General features: G+C 46.1%; 15 protein-coding genes and 1 CRISPR repeat array. All 15 genes read right to left on the bottom strand.

What is annotated here, in order from left to right:
• Positions 1–17 precede the first annotated feature (17 nt).
• A CRISPR array of direct repeats spans positions 18–512; the repeat unit is 32 nt; unit sequence GTTTCAATCCACGCCCCTGCACGAGGGGCGAC.
• 261 nt (positions 513–773) lie between these two features.
• The 15 genes from cas2 (K6T91_11055) to cas1 all read right to left on the bottom strand — a co-directional run bounded on the left by cas2 (K6T91_11055) (position 774) and on the right by cas1 (position 14,388).
• Positions 774–1,064: a CRISPR-associated endonuclease Cas2 gene (cas2, locus tag K6T91_11055; protein MCL6473328.1), complete on the bottom strand. Its 291-nt coding sequence runs from the start codon at positions 1,062–1,064 to the stop codon at positions 774–776.
• An 8-nt stretch (positions 1,065–1,072) separates the two neighbouring features.
• Complete coding sequence (gene cas1c / locus K6T91_11060) at positions 1,073–2,107, bottom strand: type I-C CRISPR-associated endonuclease Cas1c (protein MCL6473329.1); 1,035 nt, start codon at positions 2,105–2,107, stop codon at positions 1,073–1,075.
• Positions 2,104–2,727, bottom strand: a complete 624-nt coding sequence (gene cas4 / locus K6T91_11065; GenBank protein MCL6473330.1) for a CRISPR-associated protein Cas4 — start codon at positions 2,725–2,727, stop codon at positions 2,104–2,106. Before cas4 (K6T91_11065) ends, cas1c begins: the two co-directional genes overlap by 4 nt.
• A 3-nt stretch (positions 2,728–2,730) precedes the next feature.
• Positions 2,731–3,666, bottom strand: a complete 936-nt coding sequence (gene cas7c, locus K6T91_11070; protein MCL6473331.1) for a type I-C CRISPR-associated protein Cas7/Csd2 — start codon at positions 3,664–3,666, stop codon at positions 2,731–2,733.
• Positions 3,667–3,678: 12 nt separating this feature from the next.
• The gene (gene cas8c / locus K6T91_11075; GenBank protein ID MCL6473332.1) at positions 3,679–5,406 is read right to left on the bottom strand and encodes a type I-C CRISPR-associated protein Cas8c/Csd1; all 1,728 of its coding nucleotides are present in this window, start codon (positions 5,404–5,406) and stop codon (positions 3,679–3,681) included.
• A complete protein-coding gene (gene cas5c / locus K6T91_11080; GenBank protein ID MCL6473333.1) occupies positions 5,403–6,056 on the bottom strand; it encodes a type I-C CRISPR-associated protein Cas5c in 654 nt (217 codons plus the stop codon). The genes cas8c and cas5c overlap by 4 nt, the downstream gene beginning before the upstream one ends.
• A 55-nt stretch (positions 6,057–6,111) precedes the next feature.
• Positions 6,112–8,319 (bottom strand): CRISPR-associated helicase Cas3', encoded by a 2,208-nt coding sequence (gene cas3, locus K6T91_11085; GenBank protein ID MCL6473334.1) that lies wholly within the window; start codon positions 8,317–8,319, stop codon positions 6,112–6,114.
• A 384-nt stretch (positions 8,320–8,703) separates the two neighbouring features.
• Positions 8,704–8,841, bottom strand: a complete 138-nt coding sequence (locus tag K6T91_11090; GenBank protein MCL6473335.1) for a hypothetical protein — start codon at positions 8,839–8,841, stop codon at positions 8,704–8,706.
• Positions 8,842–9,115: 274 nt separating this feature from the next.
• Positions 9,116–9,535: an HIRAN domain-containing protein gene (locus tag K6T91_11095; GenBank protein MCL6473336.1), complete on the bottom strand. Its 420-nt coding sequence runs from the start codon at positions 9,533–9,535 to the stop codon at positions 9,116–9,118.
• 15 nt (positions 9,536–9,550) lie between these two features.
• Complete coding sequence (locus K6T91_11100; protein MCL6473337.1) at positions 9,551–10,135, bottom strand: DUF4352 domain-containing protein; 585 nt, start codon at positions 10,133–10,135, stop codon at positions 9,551–9,553.
• A gap of 301 nt (positions 10,136–10,436) precedes the next feature.
• Positions 10,437–11,360: a WYL domain-containing protein gene (locus K6T91_11105; GenBank protein MCL6473338.1), complete on the bottom strand. Its 924-nt coding sequence runs from the start codon at positions 11,358–11,360 to the stop codon at positions 10,437–10,439.
• Between the two features lie 15 nt (positions 11,361–11,375).
• A complete protein-coding gene (gene cas4a / locus K6T91_11110; protein MCL6473339.1) occupies positions 11,376–12,296 on the bottom strand; it encodes a type I-A CRISPR-associated protein Cas4/Csa1 in 921 nt (306 codons plus the stop codon).
• Between the two features lie 108 nt (positions 12,297–12,404).
• Entirely contained in the window at positions 12,405–13,052 is a 648-nt protein-coding gene (cas4, locus tag K6T91_11115) for a CRISPR-associated protein Cas4 (GenBank protein ID MCL6473340.1), read from the bottom strand.
• The gene (gene cas2 / locus K6T91_11120) at positions 13,045–13,341 is read right to left on the bottom strand and encodes a CRISPR-associated endonuclease Cas2 (GenBank protein ID MCL6473341.1); all 297 of its coding nucleotides are present in this window, start codon (positions 13,339–13,341) and stop codon (positions 13,045–13,047) included. The genes cas4 (K6T91_11115) and cas2 (K6T91_11120) overlap by 8 nt, the downstream gene beginning before the upstream one ends.
• Positions 13,342–13,380: 39 nt before the next feature.
• Positions 13,381–14,388 carry a CRISPR-associated endonuclease Cas1 gene (gene cas1 / locus K6T91_11125; protein MCL6473342.1) on the bottom strand — a complete coding sequence of 336 codons (1,008 nt, stop codon included), beginning with the start codon at positions 14,386–14,388 and terminating at the stop codon, positions 13,381–13,383.
• Positions 14,389–14,640 lie beyond the last annotated feature (252 nt).

The following is a 14,640-nucleotide window of genomic DNA, read 5'->3' on the forward strand; positions in this document are numbered from 1 at the left end:
ACCACCGCCGGTCGGCGGTTTCAATCCACGCCCCTGCACGAGGGGCGACGTAAATGAGATTTTTGGGCCTACCCTGCAAGGGGTTTCAATCCACGCCCCTGCACGAGGGGCGACTTGCTCTTGCTAGTAAGTTCCTGGAGGACAACCAGTTTCAATCCACGCCCCTGCACGAGGGGCGACTGTGGAGCCAAATGCTCTATCTCGACATACAAGCAGTTTCAATCCACGCCCCTGCACGAGGGGCGACGTTCTCCTTGCCACAACGTAGTATGGTGCAAGAAGTTTCAATCCACGCCCCTGCACGAGGGGCGACTTTCCTAACTCTAGTTGCCCCTTCTTGTTATCAAGGTTTCAATCCACGCCCCTGCACGAGGGGCGACTCTTGTCCCCTAAGTATTTATGCAGGTCGTCAATGTTTCAATCCACGCCCCTGCACGAGGGGCGACTTCAGAGTCAAAAGTAGTAGCAATAGCTGTCAAGTTTCAATCCACGCCCCTGCACGAGGGGCGACTGCATTTATTCAGCACTTTTAACTATTGTCGGCACCTGTTTTTGTACAAGCCTCCCATAATTAAATCTAGTTGACCTTAAGCCGTTATCGATTTTAGTCATTGTAAATTATCCCTTACCCAAAGAACCAGCAGCTCATATACAGTGCAACCACAAACTCAAACCTTGCAATATACTCAATTTTGGCTTTAACATTCTTTGTAGAAATCTACACTCTGTCGCGAACCTCCTAGGAGCCTACTGTTCGCTTATGGTTCGCACTATTAAATTATCAAAGGGCCATCTTGCTCAATCGGTTTTTTAGTTCCAACATGTTCAACACGCCTATGCCAATTCGATCCCAGGTAATAAAACCGCAGACTGTCTTTCTTGGGGTCAATCTCAGAAATTAACCTCTCTTTCAATAACACCCATTGTGCCGGATCGACAATGCACTCAAATACGGAATATTGCACCCTTTGCCCAAAATTCTGGCAGGCCCTAGCCACACGGCGTAACCGCCGTTGTCCAGACCGCTCATCAGATGCAACATCGTAACTAACCACCACGAACATCTGTTACCTCATTTCCAAACAAACGGCGGATAGCCATCAATGTCGCCCCTTAAATACCTGGCCATCAGCAGCGCTTGAACCCATGGCAAAAGACCTAGTGTAACCTTTTCCTTTAAGAACGGATGGATGAGCTCCTTTTGCTTTCTTTCCTGATAGGCAACAAGCACGGTTTTTCGCGTTTCATCATCCATCCAAACGGCTCCCGATTCCTTCGCCATAAATCCCTTTTCGTTAACCTTGCGAAGGTTGATGAGTGAAAGCACTAAGCGGTCAGCCAAAAACGGACGAAATTCTTCCATTAAATCCAATGCCAGCCCATAGCGTCCAGGACGGTCCCGGTGCAAAAATCCTACAGCGGGATCGAGGCCTACTACTTCCAGGGCGGCCCGCATATCATGCATCAACAAGGTATAAACAAACGATAGCAGGCAGTTGACCTTGTCAAGCGGCGGCCTACGATTTCGTTTATCAAAGATAAAATTGCTTTTTTGTGCGGTAATCAGATTATCGAACACACCAAAATAGGTGCTCGCGGTTTCGCCTTCTATTCCACGCAACGTATCAAGCGTGAGTTCAGTATCTTGCAGTCTTTCGATTGCAGCTGTCAGCCTTTGCGCAGCTTGATCCACAGTTTTAGTTTTCACTTTGGATGCATGATCCCTTAATAGCCGCCGCAATACAGATCGGCTATTAGCAATCTTTGCTATCAATATCATTCTGGCTATATTGGCAGACTGCTCAGGGTTATCTGCTCTACGGTACTGCTCACGTCTTAATAATACGTTGCCAGAAACCGGCCCTTGCACTTTTGCTAAGAACTTGCCATGCTCGGTCAAGAAGCTTATTGAAACGCCCTGCTCTGCGCAAAATCCCATCAGATATGGACTGCAACCGACATTGCCAAAACAGACGATTCCGCCGACGGTGTGAATTGGCACGCGAAGCTTTACTTCACCATCTGCTTTGATGGTTACAGTTTCACCATCTTTCGACAAATATGCGCCCTGAGTTGTGACGAATAAGGTGTTTAGGTGCCGCTTCATTCTTCCCTCGTTATGGTGGCCAAATAACTCTCTACTCGCTTGCCTGCTTTTGGCAGGCAAATAGCCACCATTGAACAGTTCTTGCACTTTACCGAGAAATCAGCCCTAGGTGTGACCCCTGATGCAATAAGTTCATGTACCTTTCTTGCGATATCCTCAGTCTTCATCCGAAGCGTGTCCCCGAAGACCACATCACACCTGCGCCGGGTTCGCCCATAAAAGAGCGCGCCATTTTCGATCTCGACATCCATCATCTCTTCAAGACAGATCGCCTGAGCACAAAGCTGTACTTTATCGCTATCGTCTGGCTTGGGTTTGCCACGTTTATGTTCAACGAGAAAAGGAGTCCATGTCCCTTCGGCAGTCCGATGCAGCTCAACAACATCGGCTTTACCAACAAGGCCAAGCCTTAATGAGCGCAAAGGCATCGCATATTCGATGCGAACATCCCCGCGCGATTCATGGTCGGCCGTATCGATTTTGTTGTGCATAATGCGCCCCTCTGCCGTGTACACGTTTTCACTCCATAATTGCTCGATATGGATTAGGGCACATTGGCGAGTACAGTATGCGTAATGCTGCAGTGCGGATATCGGAACAAGTTCTTCTTCGTCATACATGCTTTAGACCTTAGCTTCCAGTGTGACGCTAGCCGATGTGTCTAATTGTTCCTCGGATGTGACCTTACCTTTATTGAGCGTTAGTATCTGCAACATAACCCCGTCCGGCATATCCGATTGTTTTGGTACGGTAATTTCATAATGGCTGAAATCGCGAGTCGGTGTTGTCGCAGCGTGAACTTTTACCATATCAAATAGGGTATGAGCCGGCGCATTACCCAGCGCTGAATCATGTTTAAAAACGATAAGTTTTCGTGTCGTCATCAGGCCACGTGCTGCTGATCGGTCATGCTCAAACATTGAGAGCATTGCCTGCCAGAAGAGATCAAGATCCGCCTCGCTGAAACCTGTCTGTGCCGCAAGCGGTGCAGAAACAAATCCGTAGCATTTATAGAGACCATACGGTACTGTAAACTTGCGCCCCATAGTGCGATTGCCACCTTGCTGCTTCTCGGCCTCTGCCTCGGTTGCTACTGCCATACGCGTAATGCTGTGCTCCAGCGGCACTATCTGATCAATGCTTCGCGCAAAGGTAAGTTGGACAGGTCCGCGTACCTGACCTGCGTTTTTTCCAGTCGACATTACGGCACCAAATGTGCGCACGTCATAATACCTGGCGCACATATACTGCCGTGCAGCTTCCGTCTTACCGCCTTTTTCCTTGTTCTTAACTTCTTCCTGCTCGTGCGCTTCATCGATCAGGTTATTAAGGATAGCCTTTTCTTTAACAAATATGTCATAGCCGTTCTTATTGTTCTTTGCCAGTTGAACAAAGTTCCGAACCTTTCGCTTAAGACAAACATCGGTTATTAGGCCGTGCCCAGTTTCCGGATCAATTCTTGGCAGGTTCCCTGCATCCGGATCACCATTTGGGTTACCGTCCTTAATGTCAAAAAGAAGCATAAAGTCGTACCGATTTTTAATAGCATTGTCATGCATAGTCATTCCTCCTTATTCGCCTTCCATATCTGCTTGTTCTTTCTTAGTAAAAAAGTCCTGCCGTTGGTGATAATAACCCACGGCGAAGCGCCCTTGGTCCTGCAAGCTGAGATGTGTCGGAATATCGCCGATCCCAGCCATGATTTCTCCGATGCTCCGCTCAAAATTTACTGCCCTACCTTTGTTTTCAAGTTTTGACAGGTGATGGTTTTTAAGCTTCATCAAGTGTGGAAAAGCTGTGATCGGCGTCCCAGATGCTGAACCATAAAACCGATCTCTAATCGTGGCATTAATGCCTGGATTTGCCTCTTCTTGGATCTTTTCTAGCACCGCGAAAAGCCGCCCAAGCCGATATCCGATGTTTAAATAATCTTTGTCTAGAGCCATGCCAACCTCCTTTTCTTCCCTTCTATAAAATCTTGCCTGACGTGCTAGCACCGCTTTGATAAGCGCGGCGCGAGGATATGGAACTTCTCTCTCAGCCCGACAGCGCCGTATGGCAGACGACAATAAGGTATTAGGATACGGTATGCCAGCGAGTATTGTCTTCATAAACTCACCAGCCAGATTAGGCTGAATATTTTCTGATTTACCTTGTATTGCCGTCGAGACAAGAAGGCGAAAAAGTGATAGATGCGTAGGTTGATTCGGGCCATGAACGATGGCTAGATCATCAAAATGCTGCTTTATATTGCGCGCCACCTCCCCAACCGAACCTTGATACCAAAACCGAACAGCAATGCGAGCCGCGTTTGGGGCTAAGCCAAGAACGTAAAAGCGTGTGTCATCATCAAGCAGCACTGCCCCTGCAGCACCGGTAACAGGTGCCTCGTACAATGCCTTGATAGCCGCGCTGTCTTGCGTCGATTCACCCTTTGGCGGTTCTCCAAAAAAATCAGCAAACCAATCTTCCATCTGATGCGCTTTCTCAGCCCAGAATATAGTGGTCGCATCACCTACTTGAATTTTCTGGCGCGAATCTTTATCTAAAAGGCTATTGAGTGCTGTAATATAAGCAAACTCGGCTCTCTTACCAACAGGCGCATTATAGCCCTGCGCTTTTCCAAAAGATTCGAATGCTGGAAGCTTAAATGATACGATATTCCCTCCTGTCGACAGCGTACCTCTTACACCTTTAATGGCGTTATGTAGCCGGGCAACCTCATCTTCTTCACCACTAACAAGGCAAATACCCTTGACCATATCATTGTTTAGCACCTGCAAGCGTTGGAGTATGTCTTTTACTGCATCCCGCTCACTTACAATGCACTCGTCACCTTCGAGTTTAAATGTGATATAACCGTCAGTATCTAGTACATCAGGCCATGAGCTATGAGCTTGCAATGAGGCAAACTGACCGTTAGTTAGAAACGCATGTATAGCCGCTATCCCAGGATCCAATGATGGATCGTGAAACGTCTGCGCAAAGCGCGATTTAAAACTCTCATGTTTTCGAGCCGCATTTTCCGATTCCTTATGCGAGATTCCGACAACGTAAGCGGGTGTATCCCACAATAAGTTAGCTTTTTCCCAGGCTTTACTCCCGGAGCGCTTAACTTCACGTGGCACTAGAAAAACTCGAGCTCGCTTAATCCGTCCCTCGGTGTCACGGGTATCAAGTAGATCAACAAACCGCCCTTGGGTATCTAGTACAATAATGAAAGGTATTTCTTTTTTCTGATATCCATCCGGAACCCCAAGTCGATCTTTATAATACTGTGCAAGTGATTGCAATATCATTTTCGCACCTCCGAGCTGCCTAACGGAGGCACAACTATGGAGCCATTTTCCAAATATGCTCGGAAAAACATTGGCTTAGGCTCACCATTGTTGAAATCGATATCGTAAAGCATCCATCCTAGATCTTTTGTATCGGTAATAGTTTGCGGTAAATCCTTGTCATCAAGTAATTCAAAGTCAGCTGCGAACTCACGGCAGCCGAGACACGGCCTATGGAAACATTGTCCTTTTTTCGCTCTACGCATAAACATTTCTTCGTGTTTTGCAAGGTTATCATCTGGCCCTGCCTTATCTGTCATCCTAAAGAATGCATGTATTACATAGGCAACGTCTCGAAGAAACAGACCGGCTCTTTGCTGGCGCTGATCTTCGATAAACAATTGTTTTGACGAAGGCGACATCTTAATCCCTACTTCGTTGCGCCGCACCGATGTCCATTTAATTGGATTTAGAACATCTATCTGTGTGATATGCCACTTGATGGCGGGCTTCCAATGGATTGCCTCTAGAATGCCGCGCGCTGCCGATGGAGTCATCGCGTCATAAGAAACACGCTCAACCTTCATTTCAGGTCTGGTAAAACAGGCGTTTTCGCCCCAAACTTTGAGGTTAAATAGTCTGCTACGCCTCTTATTCTCATTGTCATGCATATAACCTCCTCCTGTTCTCATAATTCACGCCCCAACGTGGAAATAGTCCATGTCATTAAACGATCAAGTCATCTGCCGTATATACAATAGCTTTATCTGCACAGAGGCCAAGCTTTTCATTATATAGGGACGGATGCTCTTGAACAAAAATTCCTGGGCATAACTCTCGTATTGCTCCCGATTCAAGCAACTTTACGTGGGTGTAACGTGGTAGATTTACGATGTAGCGCTGTAATCGGCGGAGTAACCATCGTTCAGGACCTATCCGATTGAGTAAATCAATTAAGTCTGAGCCATCGCCATATTTCACAATAACAGGTAGATAGCTTTTCTCATCAATTAGCTGAAATTTCATAGCAGCTGTTCTGAAACCAAAGCTCAGTTCGACATTGCTCGCAAGATCCTGCAGAATCCCTTCCCTATCAAGTCGGTCGCCACGCAACCAATACAGCTCTTTAAAGAACTCCTCAAAGCGTTTAGGTGCAATCGGATCATCAAATTTAGCCAATAAGCGCCGTCCTATATCGGCAGTCTGGCGCAGCAACCCGGGCGGCGATGCTTTTTGCGGCACAAACACATAAACATCGCCAAGTTCTCTTCTCCCCTCTCGGTTACACCTACCGGCCGCCTGCGCGATGGAATCAATGCCAGATAACGCCCGATATACAATCGGAAAGTCTATATCTACACCCGCTTCTACGAGCTGAGTGCTGATGACACGTACGGGGTGGCCTTGAACAAGATTGGCCTTTATATCGGCTATAACCTTCGAGCGATGTTCGCCACACATAAGGCCGGAAAGATGAATCGTTCCTTCCGGCATGTGCGTCCAAAGCTCTCTGGCATCATCCCGCCTGTTTACAATACAAAGAACGGATTCATGCTTTGTAAGCTCTACTGCAAGCTCATCCCATGAAATAGGGTTATCCAAATCCCGGGGCACATGTATGCTGACACGCTTTAGAGAATGGTGTAAGACAATCGGATCATCTATGATCTCTTCCACGTTTTCTAGTCCATCAAAGCCTTCCCGCTTAACCAGGGCTGGTTGCGTTGCTGTACATAGTAAAAGCGTAACACCATAAAACTTTGTCAACTCTTTAAGTGCATGTAAAGTTGGCATAAGAAAATCTGGAGGTAGTAATTGGGCCTCATCAAACACCACTACGCTATTAGCAATGTTATGTAGTTTGCGGCATCGGCTTGTTCGTGATGCAAATAGCGATTCAAAAAATTGAACTGAAGTTGTGACAATAATCGGTGCGTCCCAATTTTCGCAAGCAAGACGTGATTTGGTCAACCCGGTTGACTCGGTCGCTTCATTAGCGACATCTATATTACTATGGTGCTCTACAACCGCATCCCCGAAAATCTGCCTGAATTGGTCGGTGGTCTGCTCAATAATGCTGGTATATGGAATAACGTAAATGATTCTTCGCTTACCATGAATCACTGCGTGATTAAGGGCAAATGCCATAGATGATAAAGTCTTGCCACCACCGGTTGGCACAGTTAGCGTATACATACCAGGCGGGTGTTCTGCAATTTCTATACATCTCTTAAGGACTTTTGCCCGGATGCGATTGACTGGTGTGTTTGGTGCTTCTTGACTCTTCCTCTGCATGTATTCGTCAAACCCTGGCAGAAGATCTACTAAAGGTGGATAGAGCCCACGAGCATCGGCTTTCTCAGGTTCAAAAAATGCCTCGGTGTCAAGGTAATCAGCATCCACAAGACAAGAAAAAAGCATGCGAATCCAAAAAGCAGGATCGCTACCAGGCTTTGGTTTCTCTTCCGGTATAGGACAATTAAGTATACTTGAGGATATTCCACCTTCATAAGCATCATCAAGTAGTGATATATTAAGTAAGCGTTGCGATAGCGCTTTTGGACCGATTTCATCAGCTTGCCAATCCGGCAAGCCTGTATGATGACCAGCTATTACATATGCCAAAATACGCCCTAGTTTGCCATAGTTGTTGACCGCATGCAGCGCTCCAGCTGTTGAGTGATCAACATGAACGCGAGCTTCGTTATGAGCATCCGCGCCAGGTGTAGCTGCTCTTATCTTTTTTTGGAATGCTGTCGAATACTTCCCTAAATCATGCCATAGTCCTGCTACATATGCCCACTGCCCTGAGCCAAACTCATCGGCAAATTGCCTTGCCAGATTGGCGGTTGCTCGCAAATGATCTTCAAGAAGATGCCAATTTTGATACGACGTACCCTCTAAGCTATGCGCATAGAACTCTTTCGGCTTCATTACATCTCGCATAAAATGAGTTTCCCAATCAAGCTTGCTAGTTGAAATTATCAAGCAGATGCTTAAATCAAGAAGTAGCTTGACCACATCATTAAGTTAAAGTTTTTAATCGCTGCCTCATATGTTTTGCGCCACTTCTTGGGATATCGTAATATCACCAAGAGTGGTGGTATGAAATATTATGGTCATGCCTCGCATTTAATATTAATATTAATATTTATAGCAGCCCAAGGAACCCCTTGTTTTCCTGGCTGCCCTTTTTGATTGTTTGACAACAGTAAGCAAGGCTCCTATAAATTTGGCTATCGATAATTAAGCTTTTTAACCACCGAGCTTACCAACTTTGAAAATTGATTAGCTTTTAAACGTTATGTTAAAAAGCTCTCACCACAACTTCCTCAACAACCTACCCAGCGCTTTGTTCTTTGCTCGGCGGGCGATTTTCTTGGGGTTGCCGCTGGCGGCAACTTCGATGTCCCGGCTAATCCTTGCTAATTTGTAAAGCAATCTGGTTATTTTCATCGTATTAACCCTTCAACGCATTATAAAAATTTAACTCGTTTATATACTTCGACGTTAAGTGGCTATATCCTTCAAAAATTATTTGTTAATACGAATAAACATCATTATGCGAATGACTCATTGATATTTTCATGCTCGTAACTTAATTCTCAGATTGATTTGACTAGCAATCGATTTAGCCTTGCAAAGCGTAACAGATAGAGGCGCCTTAGCAAGATTGAGACAGCTCCCCACCGCCACTTTTGCTGGCGGTGGGGAGATACCCCAATAGCAACTAGGAAACCATTTCAAGCTGTATCTTAATCGAGCGCCAGGGAAAATCACCAGCGTTTAGCTTGACAATTTTCGCCTTAAGGTCAATGCCCTGGTCCATAAGACTAGCCGGTATTCGGTTTAAGTGCCTTGGAATATAGCCCACCTTTTTTCCATCTTTCGTGAAGACCTCAATGGCCCGCCCATCATAGGTGTTTCCTGGCTCACGCTTTAAAATAAGCGGTGCCCCAACACAAAGGTCATTAATCGCACTTGGGTCACTGAAATCGTAATAACTAACACCTGCCACGTAAGTGCTAGCAAGATAATAGGTTTTTAACTTATCGGCCTTTACCTGGTCCTCTTGGCCAGTTTTTCCAAGTACGGGAATTGAAATTAATGCTGCAAGTGCCTTGACAAAAGTCCGGCGTGTGATTGCCATTTTGACCATGTTCCTTTATAGACCTAAATCGATATATCCCTTCTCATTAGAGAAAGCGCGCAAATCTTCAACTTCAAGTTTTAAGCCTGTTGCGTCCGTAGCTATGTCAAATACTGCCTTTCCACTTACCGGCACATTCGGGTCGACTTGCTTTAGAAAAATAGACGAGTCGCTCATAAGCATTAAAACATCGCTGTTATCGGTAGGCTTAAACTTTCGTCCTTTTGAGTCGACTATGTTGAGTTGAGAGCTATCGATGGTTCCGCTCTCTTTGCCGACAAGCTCAGCGGTTAAGGGAACTATTACAAAAATACCGTTAGCTTTTGCAGACTTAATAAATTCATTGTCCGATTTAATCGTGTCTGTTCTCTCAGGGCTGCCAGCAGTCCATTTTACTTCTCCAACTGTTAAGGTTTCTCCAACTTTTACTTCTTTTTTAGCATCCGTTGTTGTTGGCGATTTTTCTGATGATGAAGATGAGACCGCTTGTTTGCTGTTTGTATCTGAACCTTTCTTATCATTGCCACCGCCGCTTGCGATCGCTGCAATAACAACGAGGACAATAACAGCAATGCCTCCCCAAAGCAAAACCTTTTTCACATTAAAACCCCCTTAAAATTGCCATCTATTCCGATTGCTTTAATTTCTTATGTTTAGGGCTGCCCACGATTCTCAATAACGCATAAAGAATCGTGCTTTTTACTGCCTTTTAGTCTTCTATTAACAGAGTTAATAGAAGACTAAAAATAAGGCTTTCCCTATAGACCGGTAAGAGGATAATAGCAAAGCAGACTGTCAATAGCCTGACAGTCAAAAAAAATTATTATACGAAATCCAAAAATTGATGGTTTCTATTCACCTGATCAAAGGCTTTTCTTGAAAAATGCAAAGCCAAAGCTATCTATTCACCGGCATACAAGATGTACATCTGGTCAGCGATTGCAGCCATGCGCCTTCTTAAATGTGCAGGCGCAAGCAGCTTAGCGCGCTCACCGTAGGCAAGCACCTGAAGGATAAGATGAAATGGGTTGTCCGATCGCGCGGTCAAAATCGAGGTACCGTCTTCGTTTATCTTTATTTTTTGATCGGGAAACCTATCACCTATAGACCTTGTTAGCTTTTGGTCAAGCCAGAGCTTAAACGTGAAGCTATCATCATCTGCCGGTACCTTTATCGTGGTTGGCAGTACTTTTAGCTCTCTTATACGGTCAACTCTAAACTCAAGAAGCTTGCGCTTTAAATGACAAAAGCCTTCAAGCCTTACCCCGCCCTCGCTAAAGTAAAGCTCATATGGGTCAACAATCCGTTTTTGCTCTTTATTGCTTTTTGCGCTGTAATAGACCATCTCGATTTCTCTGCTGGCTGCGATGGCGCGCCTGATTTTTTCTATGGTCTCTTGGTGGAGACTATAATCGGCCACTGGTTTAAATTTCATTTCAAAATACGGATTGCTGGATAACGTCTGCCTGCTCTCTGGCGATAAAAGCCCAGATATCTTATTAAGGGCGCCTGATAATTCTTTTGCATATGGCATCCCTGCTTCTTCGGGGATAGCATGGCAGGCAATAGCAAGTGCAACGATCTCTCCAGGCTCAAAATCTAGGCGGACCGGGACGGATTTAAGTTCGTACATGCCAGTCTTTCTGGAGTGGTTTATTTTAAACCCAGAGCTGCGCAACTGTTTTATGTCGCGGTAGATTGTTTCTTTTGAGTAGCGTTGCCAGTCAAACCGGTGATCTTGAGCTAAAGCGTCAATAATCATTTCGACACTTCTCGGCTGCTCCATCAACAGGCAAAGGATATGTAAAATACGCTCTACTTTCATAGCTGACCCTTTCAGTTATCTTGAGCAATGCCCTATATACGGACAATCTCCATAGCACTCGTCCGGCATACCCGGGTCGATCTCTTCACTAACCATGCGCATTTTCTCATCGCGCGCTTCTATAAACCACTGCCTAAGTTCATCGTCTATTAAGTGGTAATCCTTATCGACAAGTAATCTGCCGTTTTCAAATCTAGCATAGACAACGCATCCTATATTAATAGGATATTCATACAGCGATTCCATAGCAAGTGCATATCCAGCTGTGGTCAGACGGTGAAAATCTTTGGGTTCACCAAACTTGATGTCAAGAATGGCGGTCTCGTAAAACCGGTAAGCATCGGTTGAAAGGTGGCTGCTTAAGCCCAGAAAAGAGCCGTCAAGATTTTGCTCAACACTCACCGGAATTGCCAAAGAGACAAGTGAATCCACGCCAATTCTTGGCTGCTTTGCAAGCGCGCTATCAACTTGCGTAATTATTGCATTCAGCTGATGCCGCCACACAGCAGCAACCCTGTTTTTAAGTTCTTCTAGTTCCTCCTGAGTTAGATGTTTAGATACATTATCAAGCGATGAATAATCCGGGCGGCGCATCTGCTCAAGTGCTTCTGATGCGCGGCTTACGCCTTCAACGTATATAGCCCGCTTTGCCTCTGTAATAAGCTTGGCAAGCAAATCGTGAAGAGCCCGCCCGAAGAGCATAGCCGGATTTGGATTTGCGTTAATACCCATCACCCGCTTCATATAAAGGTCGCGCGCAGTCGGGCAGTAGTAATTTGCAACCTCATAAAGCGCAAGCTTTATGTCATAGATTGGCTCTAGCGGAGGGGTGTTCCAGCTCCAGCCGCGCAGTTCCTCGGCAACGATCATTTCACGAGATTTAGGTAAAAGACCCCTAGTTAGATCCTTTCGCTCTTCTTCGGTTGGAAAGTACATAAAACCACCTTGTCTTTACTTTGGTATTGCTTTCCAAATCCTACGGATCGCCCGTTTTAGTTGCTCCTCGCAATGACAGAAACCGCTTTGATTTGCCATCGCGCACTATCATGTAATATCAGCGCAAAAGCGGGCAAATTCGCAATCGCGGCAGCGGTTTTTGCGCCTGGTCGCCTCGGGAATCGACTCGCTGGCAACCATCTCCCTTATGTCTGTAAGGATACGTTTAACATACTCCCTCATATTTGGCGTTATCTCTATCTCATGGACCCGGCGTGTTGGAATATAGTGGATAAATCCGCGCCTTACGTAACGCCTTGGCTTTAGGGACCCCTGGCAGATAACTCTGGGCTTGCCTCTTATAAAAAGTTCATCCTCAAGAAGCATGGCATATGCGGCAAGCTGGTACTTATGGTTTAGCGAGGGCCCTTTTGTAGACATTTTAAACTCAACAGGGATTGCCTCGCGCCGCGTAAAGATAGCCATATCAAGCATACCGCTAAGGCCAAGTCGCTCTGACCTAAGGCGCAAGTTAAACCGTCTTTCGCCTTTAATAAGCTGGTATTTTACAAGGGTACGCCGCTTCTGCAAGCCCTCTTCGCAAGCATGTGATTGTTTGCCAAGTTCCATCTTGGTCGTAGTCGGCCTGATAAGAGCCATACAGTAGGTAAAATAGACAACCCGTGGGCAATAAATATATTGCTTAACGTCGGTAACGGTAAGCTCAATCCCCTGAGCTGCAGGCCTATCAGTCATTAGCCTTCACCTGCGGACTTTGCTTGCCCTTGGCAGGGTCTTCTTCTGAAACCGCTATCTCTTTCATTAAGCGCAAATCCTTATCACAAAGCGGATAGAGCCGGATGTTTCCTGTCTTTTTGCCGAGAGTTTGGCGTAGTTTTAAAAAAAGCGCCTCCCTACGGTTGTGGTTTAGATCTCCGATAAAGGCACTATACTGTATGCGAGCCAGCCCCGCGTCTTTACACCGCTCTGCGACCCGGTTGCGGATTTTATCATTTCGGATATCATATATCACAAGTGTTTGCATACTTTTCCCCTTATCACATACCGCCCGAAACTAAGCATCCTACCAGCCTGCGACAAACGGCTTATACTTTCTCTCGCCCCTAACAAAAGATGCAACGGAGCGGGCTTGCCGCTGAATAATTGTTCTTAGCGTAAATTTCTTGCGCTCGTAAGTCTCCCTTGCCTCGAGGCGATCGAGTATGCGCCGTGCTAAATCTCTTCTGGTTTTATCATCAAGCTTGCCGTCAGCAACCTTCCAACCTGCATTTTTTCCAAGCATGCCTATTATTGTTTTGTCCACCACCGGCTGCCTGAATTCTTCTATTAAGTCGAGGACAAGGGATGGTTTGCCGGATCGATCTGCATGAAGGAAACCGGCGTAAGGGTCAAGACCAGCAAGCGCTATGGCTATCGCTATCTGAGAATACAAAATGCCATAGCCGTAATTTAGCAAAGAGTTAACGATATCTGTTGCACCGCGCTTATCCCTTTTTGAGAAGCCATAATCGGGAGGGATGACTTTTGCAACTGACTCCCAGTAAATGCTGGCCGAGCGCCCTTCTAGGTTAAGGATGTTCTCACGCCTGTCTTCAATAAAGTCACCATCCAGCTTCTCCAGCTCTTTCTTTAAATCCCCGATTTTAGAGATATTCTCCCAGAGCAGCTCATATATATCTGGATTAGCGGTCTTGCGGTATTTCGAGATGTATTTAAGGAGATTTATCTGGTTTGCGATTTTGCCTGCGGCAAATTGTTTTGCAAGTTCAAAGCCCCGGCGATCGTTATAGGCAAGTATCTGCTCGCGGCGCGTTAACACCGTTCCCTGCAGGTGAGGCGATTGCATTATGGCGTAAGGTTTGCCGTCAGATGACAGAAACGTAAGCGGTATGCCGGCGGTTGCACATTCTTTAATTACGTCAGAAGATAACGACACCCCGTTGGATGTTATGAGCACCTGATTTACCTTGTAAAACGGCACTTCTTCTTTGATCTTGCCGTTCTCTTTAATTGTAAGGCGCTCGCTCTTTTTGCCTAAAAAATTTCCGAAATCCGATATTATGATATCCATGCCAGAATCCTACTATAGTACGCTCGTATGTAGTTCATAATATCGGCTTAAATATTGATATCTTAACAGTATCGGGGACGTTGAAAAAAAAAAAAAAAAAAAAAAGGTTTTTTTTTTTTTTTTTTTTTTTGGGGGGGGGGGGGGGGTTTTTTGGGGGGGGGTGGGGGGGGGTTGGCGGGGGGGGCGCGGGGGGCGCCGCGGCGGCGCCCCCCCGGCGGCGCCCCCGGCGCCCGGGGGGGGGCCCCCCCCGCC

Source organism: Bacillota bacterium (assembly GCA_023511485.1).
Lineage (GTDB): Bacteria > Actinomycetota > Aquicultoria > Aquicultorales > Aquicultoraceae > CADDYS01.

Excerpts from the sequence above, each read along its gene's own strand:
- cas1c (MCL6473329.1), bottom strand. The coding sequence starts at position 2,107 with ATGAAGCGGCACCTAAACACCTTATTCGTCACAACTCAGGGCGCATAT.
- cas2 (MCL6473328.1), bottom strand. The coding sequence starts at position 1,064 with ATGTTCGTGGTGGTTAGTTACGATGTTGCATCTGATGAGCGGTCTGGA.
- cas4 (MCL6473330.1), bottom strand. The coding sequence starts at position 2,727 with ATGTATGACGAAGAAGAACTTGTTCCGATATCCGCACTGCAGCATTAC.
- cas8c (MCL6473332.1), bottom strand. The coding sequence starts at position 5,406 with ATGATATTGCAATCACTTGCACAGTATTATAAAGATCGACTTGGGGTT.
- cas5c (MCL6473333.1), bottom strand. The coding sequence starts at position 6,056 with ATGCATGACAATGAGAATAAGAGGCGTAGCAGACTATTTAACCTCAAA.
- cas4 (MCL6473340.1), bottom strand. The coding sequence starts at position 13,052 with ATGACTGATAGGCCTGCAGCTCAGGGGATTGAGCTTACCGTTACCGAC.
- cas4a (MCL6473339.1), bottom strand. The coding sequence starts at position 12,296 with ATGTACTTTCCAACCGAAGAAGAGCGAAAGGATCTAACTAGGGGTCTT.
- cas1 (MCL6473342.1), bottom strand. The coding sequence starts at position 14,388 with ATGGATATCATAATATCGGATTTCGGAAATTTTTTAGGCAAAAAGAGC.
- K6T91_11095 (MCL6473336.1), bottom strand. The coding sequence starts at position 9,535 with ATGGCAATCACACGCCGGACTTTTGTCAAGGCACTTGCAGCATTAATT.
- cas7c (MCL6473331.1), bottom strand. The coding sequence starts at position 3,666 with ATGCATGACAATGCTATTAAAAATCGGTACGACTTTATGCTTCTTTTT.
- cas2 (MCL6473341.1), bottom strand. The coding sequence starts at position 13,341 with ATGCAAACACTTGTGATATATGATATCCGAAATGATAAAATCCGCAAC.
- K6T91_11090 (MCL6473335.1), bottom strand. The coding sequence starts at position 8,841 with ATGAAAATAACCAGATTGCTTTACAAATTAGCAAGGATTAGCCGGGAC.
- cas3 (MCL6473334.1), bottom strand. The coding sequence starts at position 8,319 with ATGAAGCCGAAAGAGTTCTATGCGCATAGCTTAGAGGGTACGTCGTAT.
- K6T91_11105 (MCL6473338.1), bottom strand. The coding sequence starts at position 11,360 with ATGAAAGTAGAGCGTATTTTACATATCCTTTGCCTGTTGATGGAGCAG.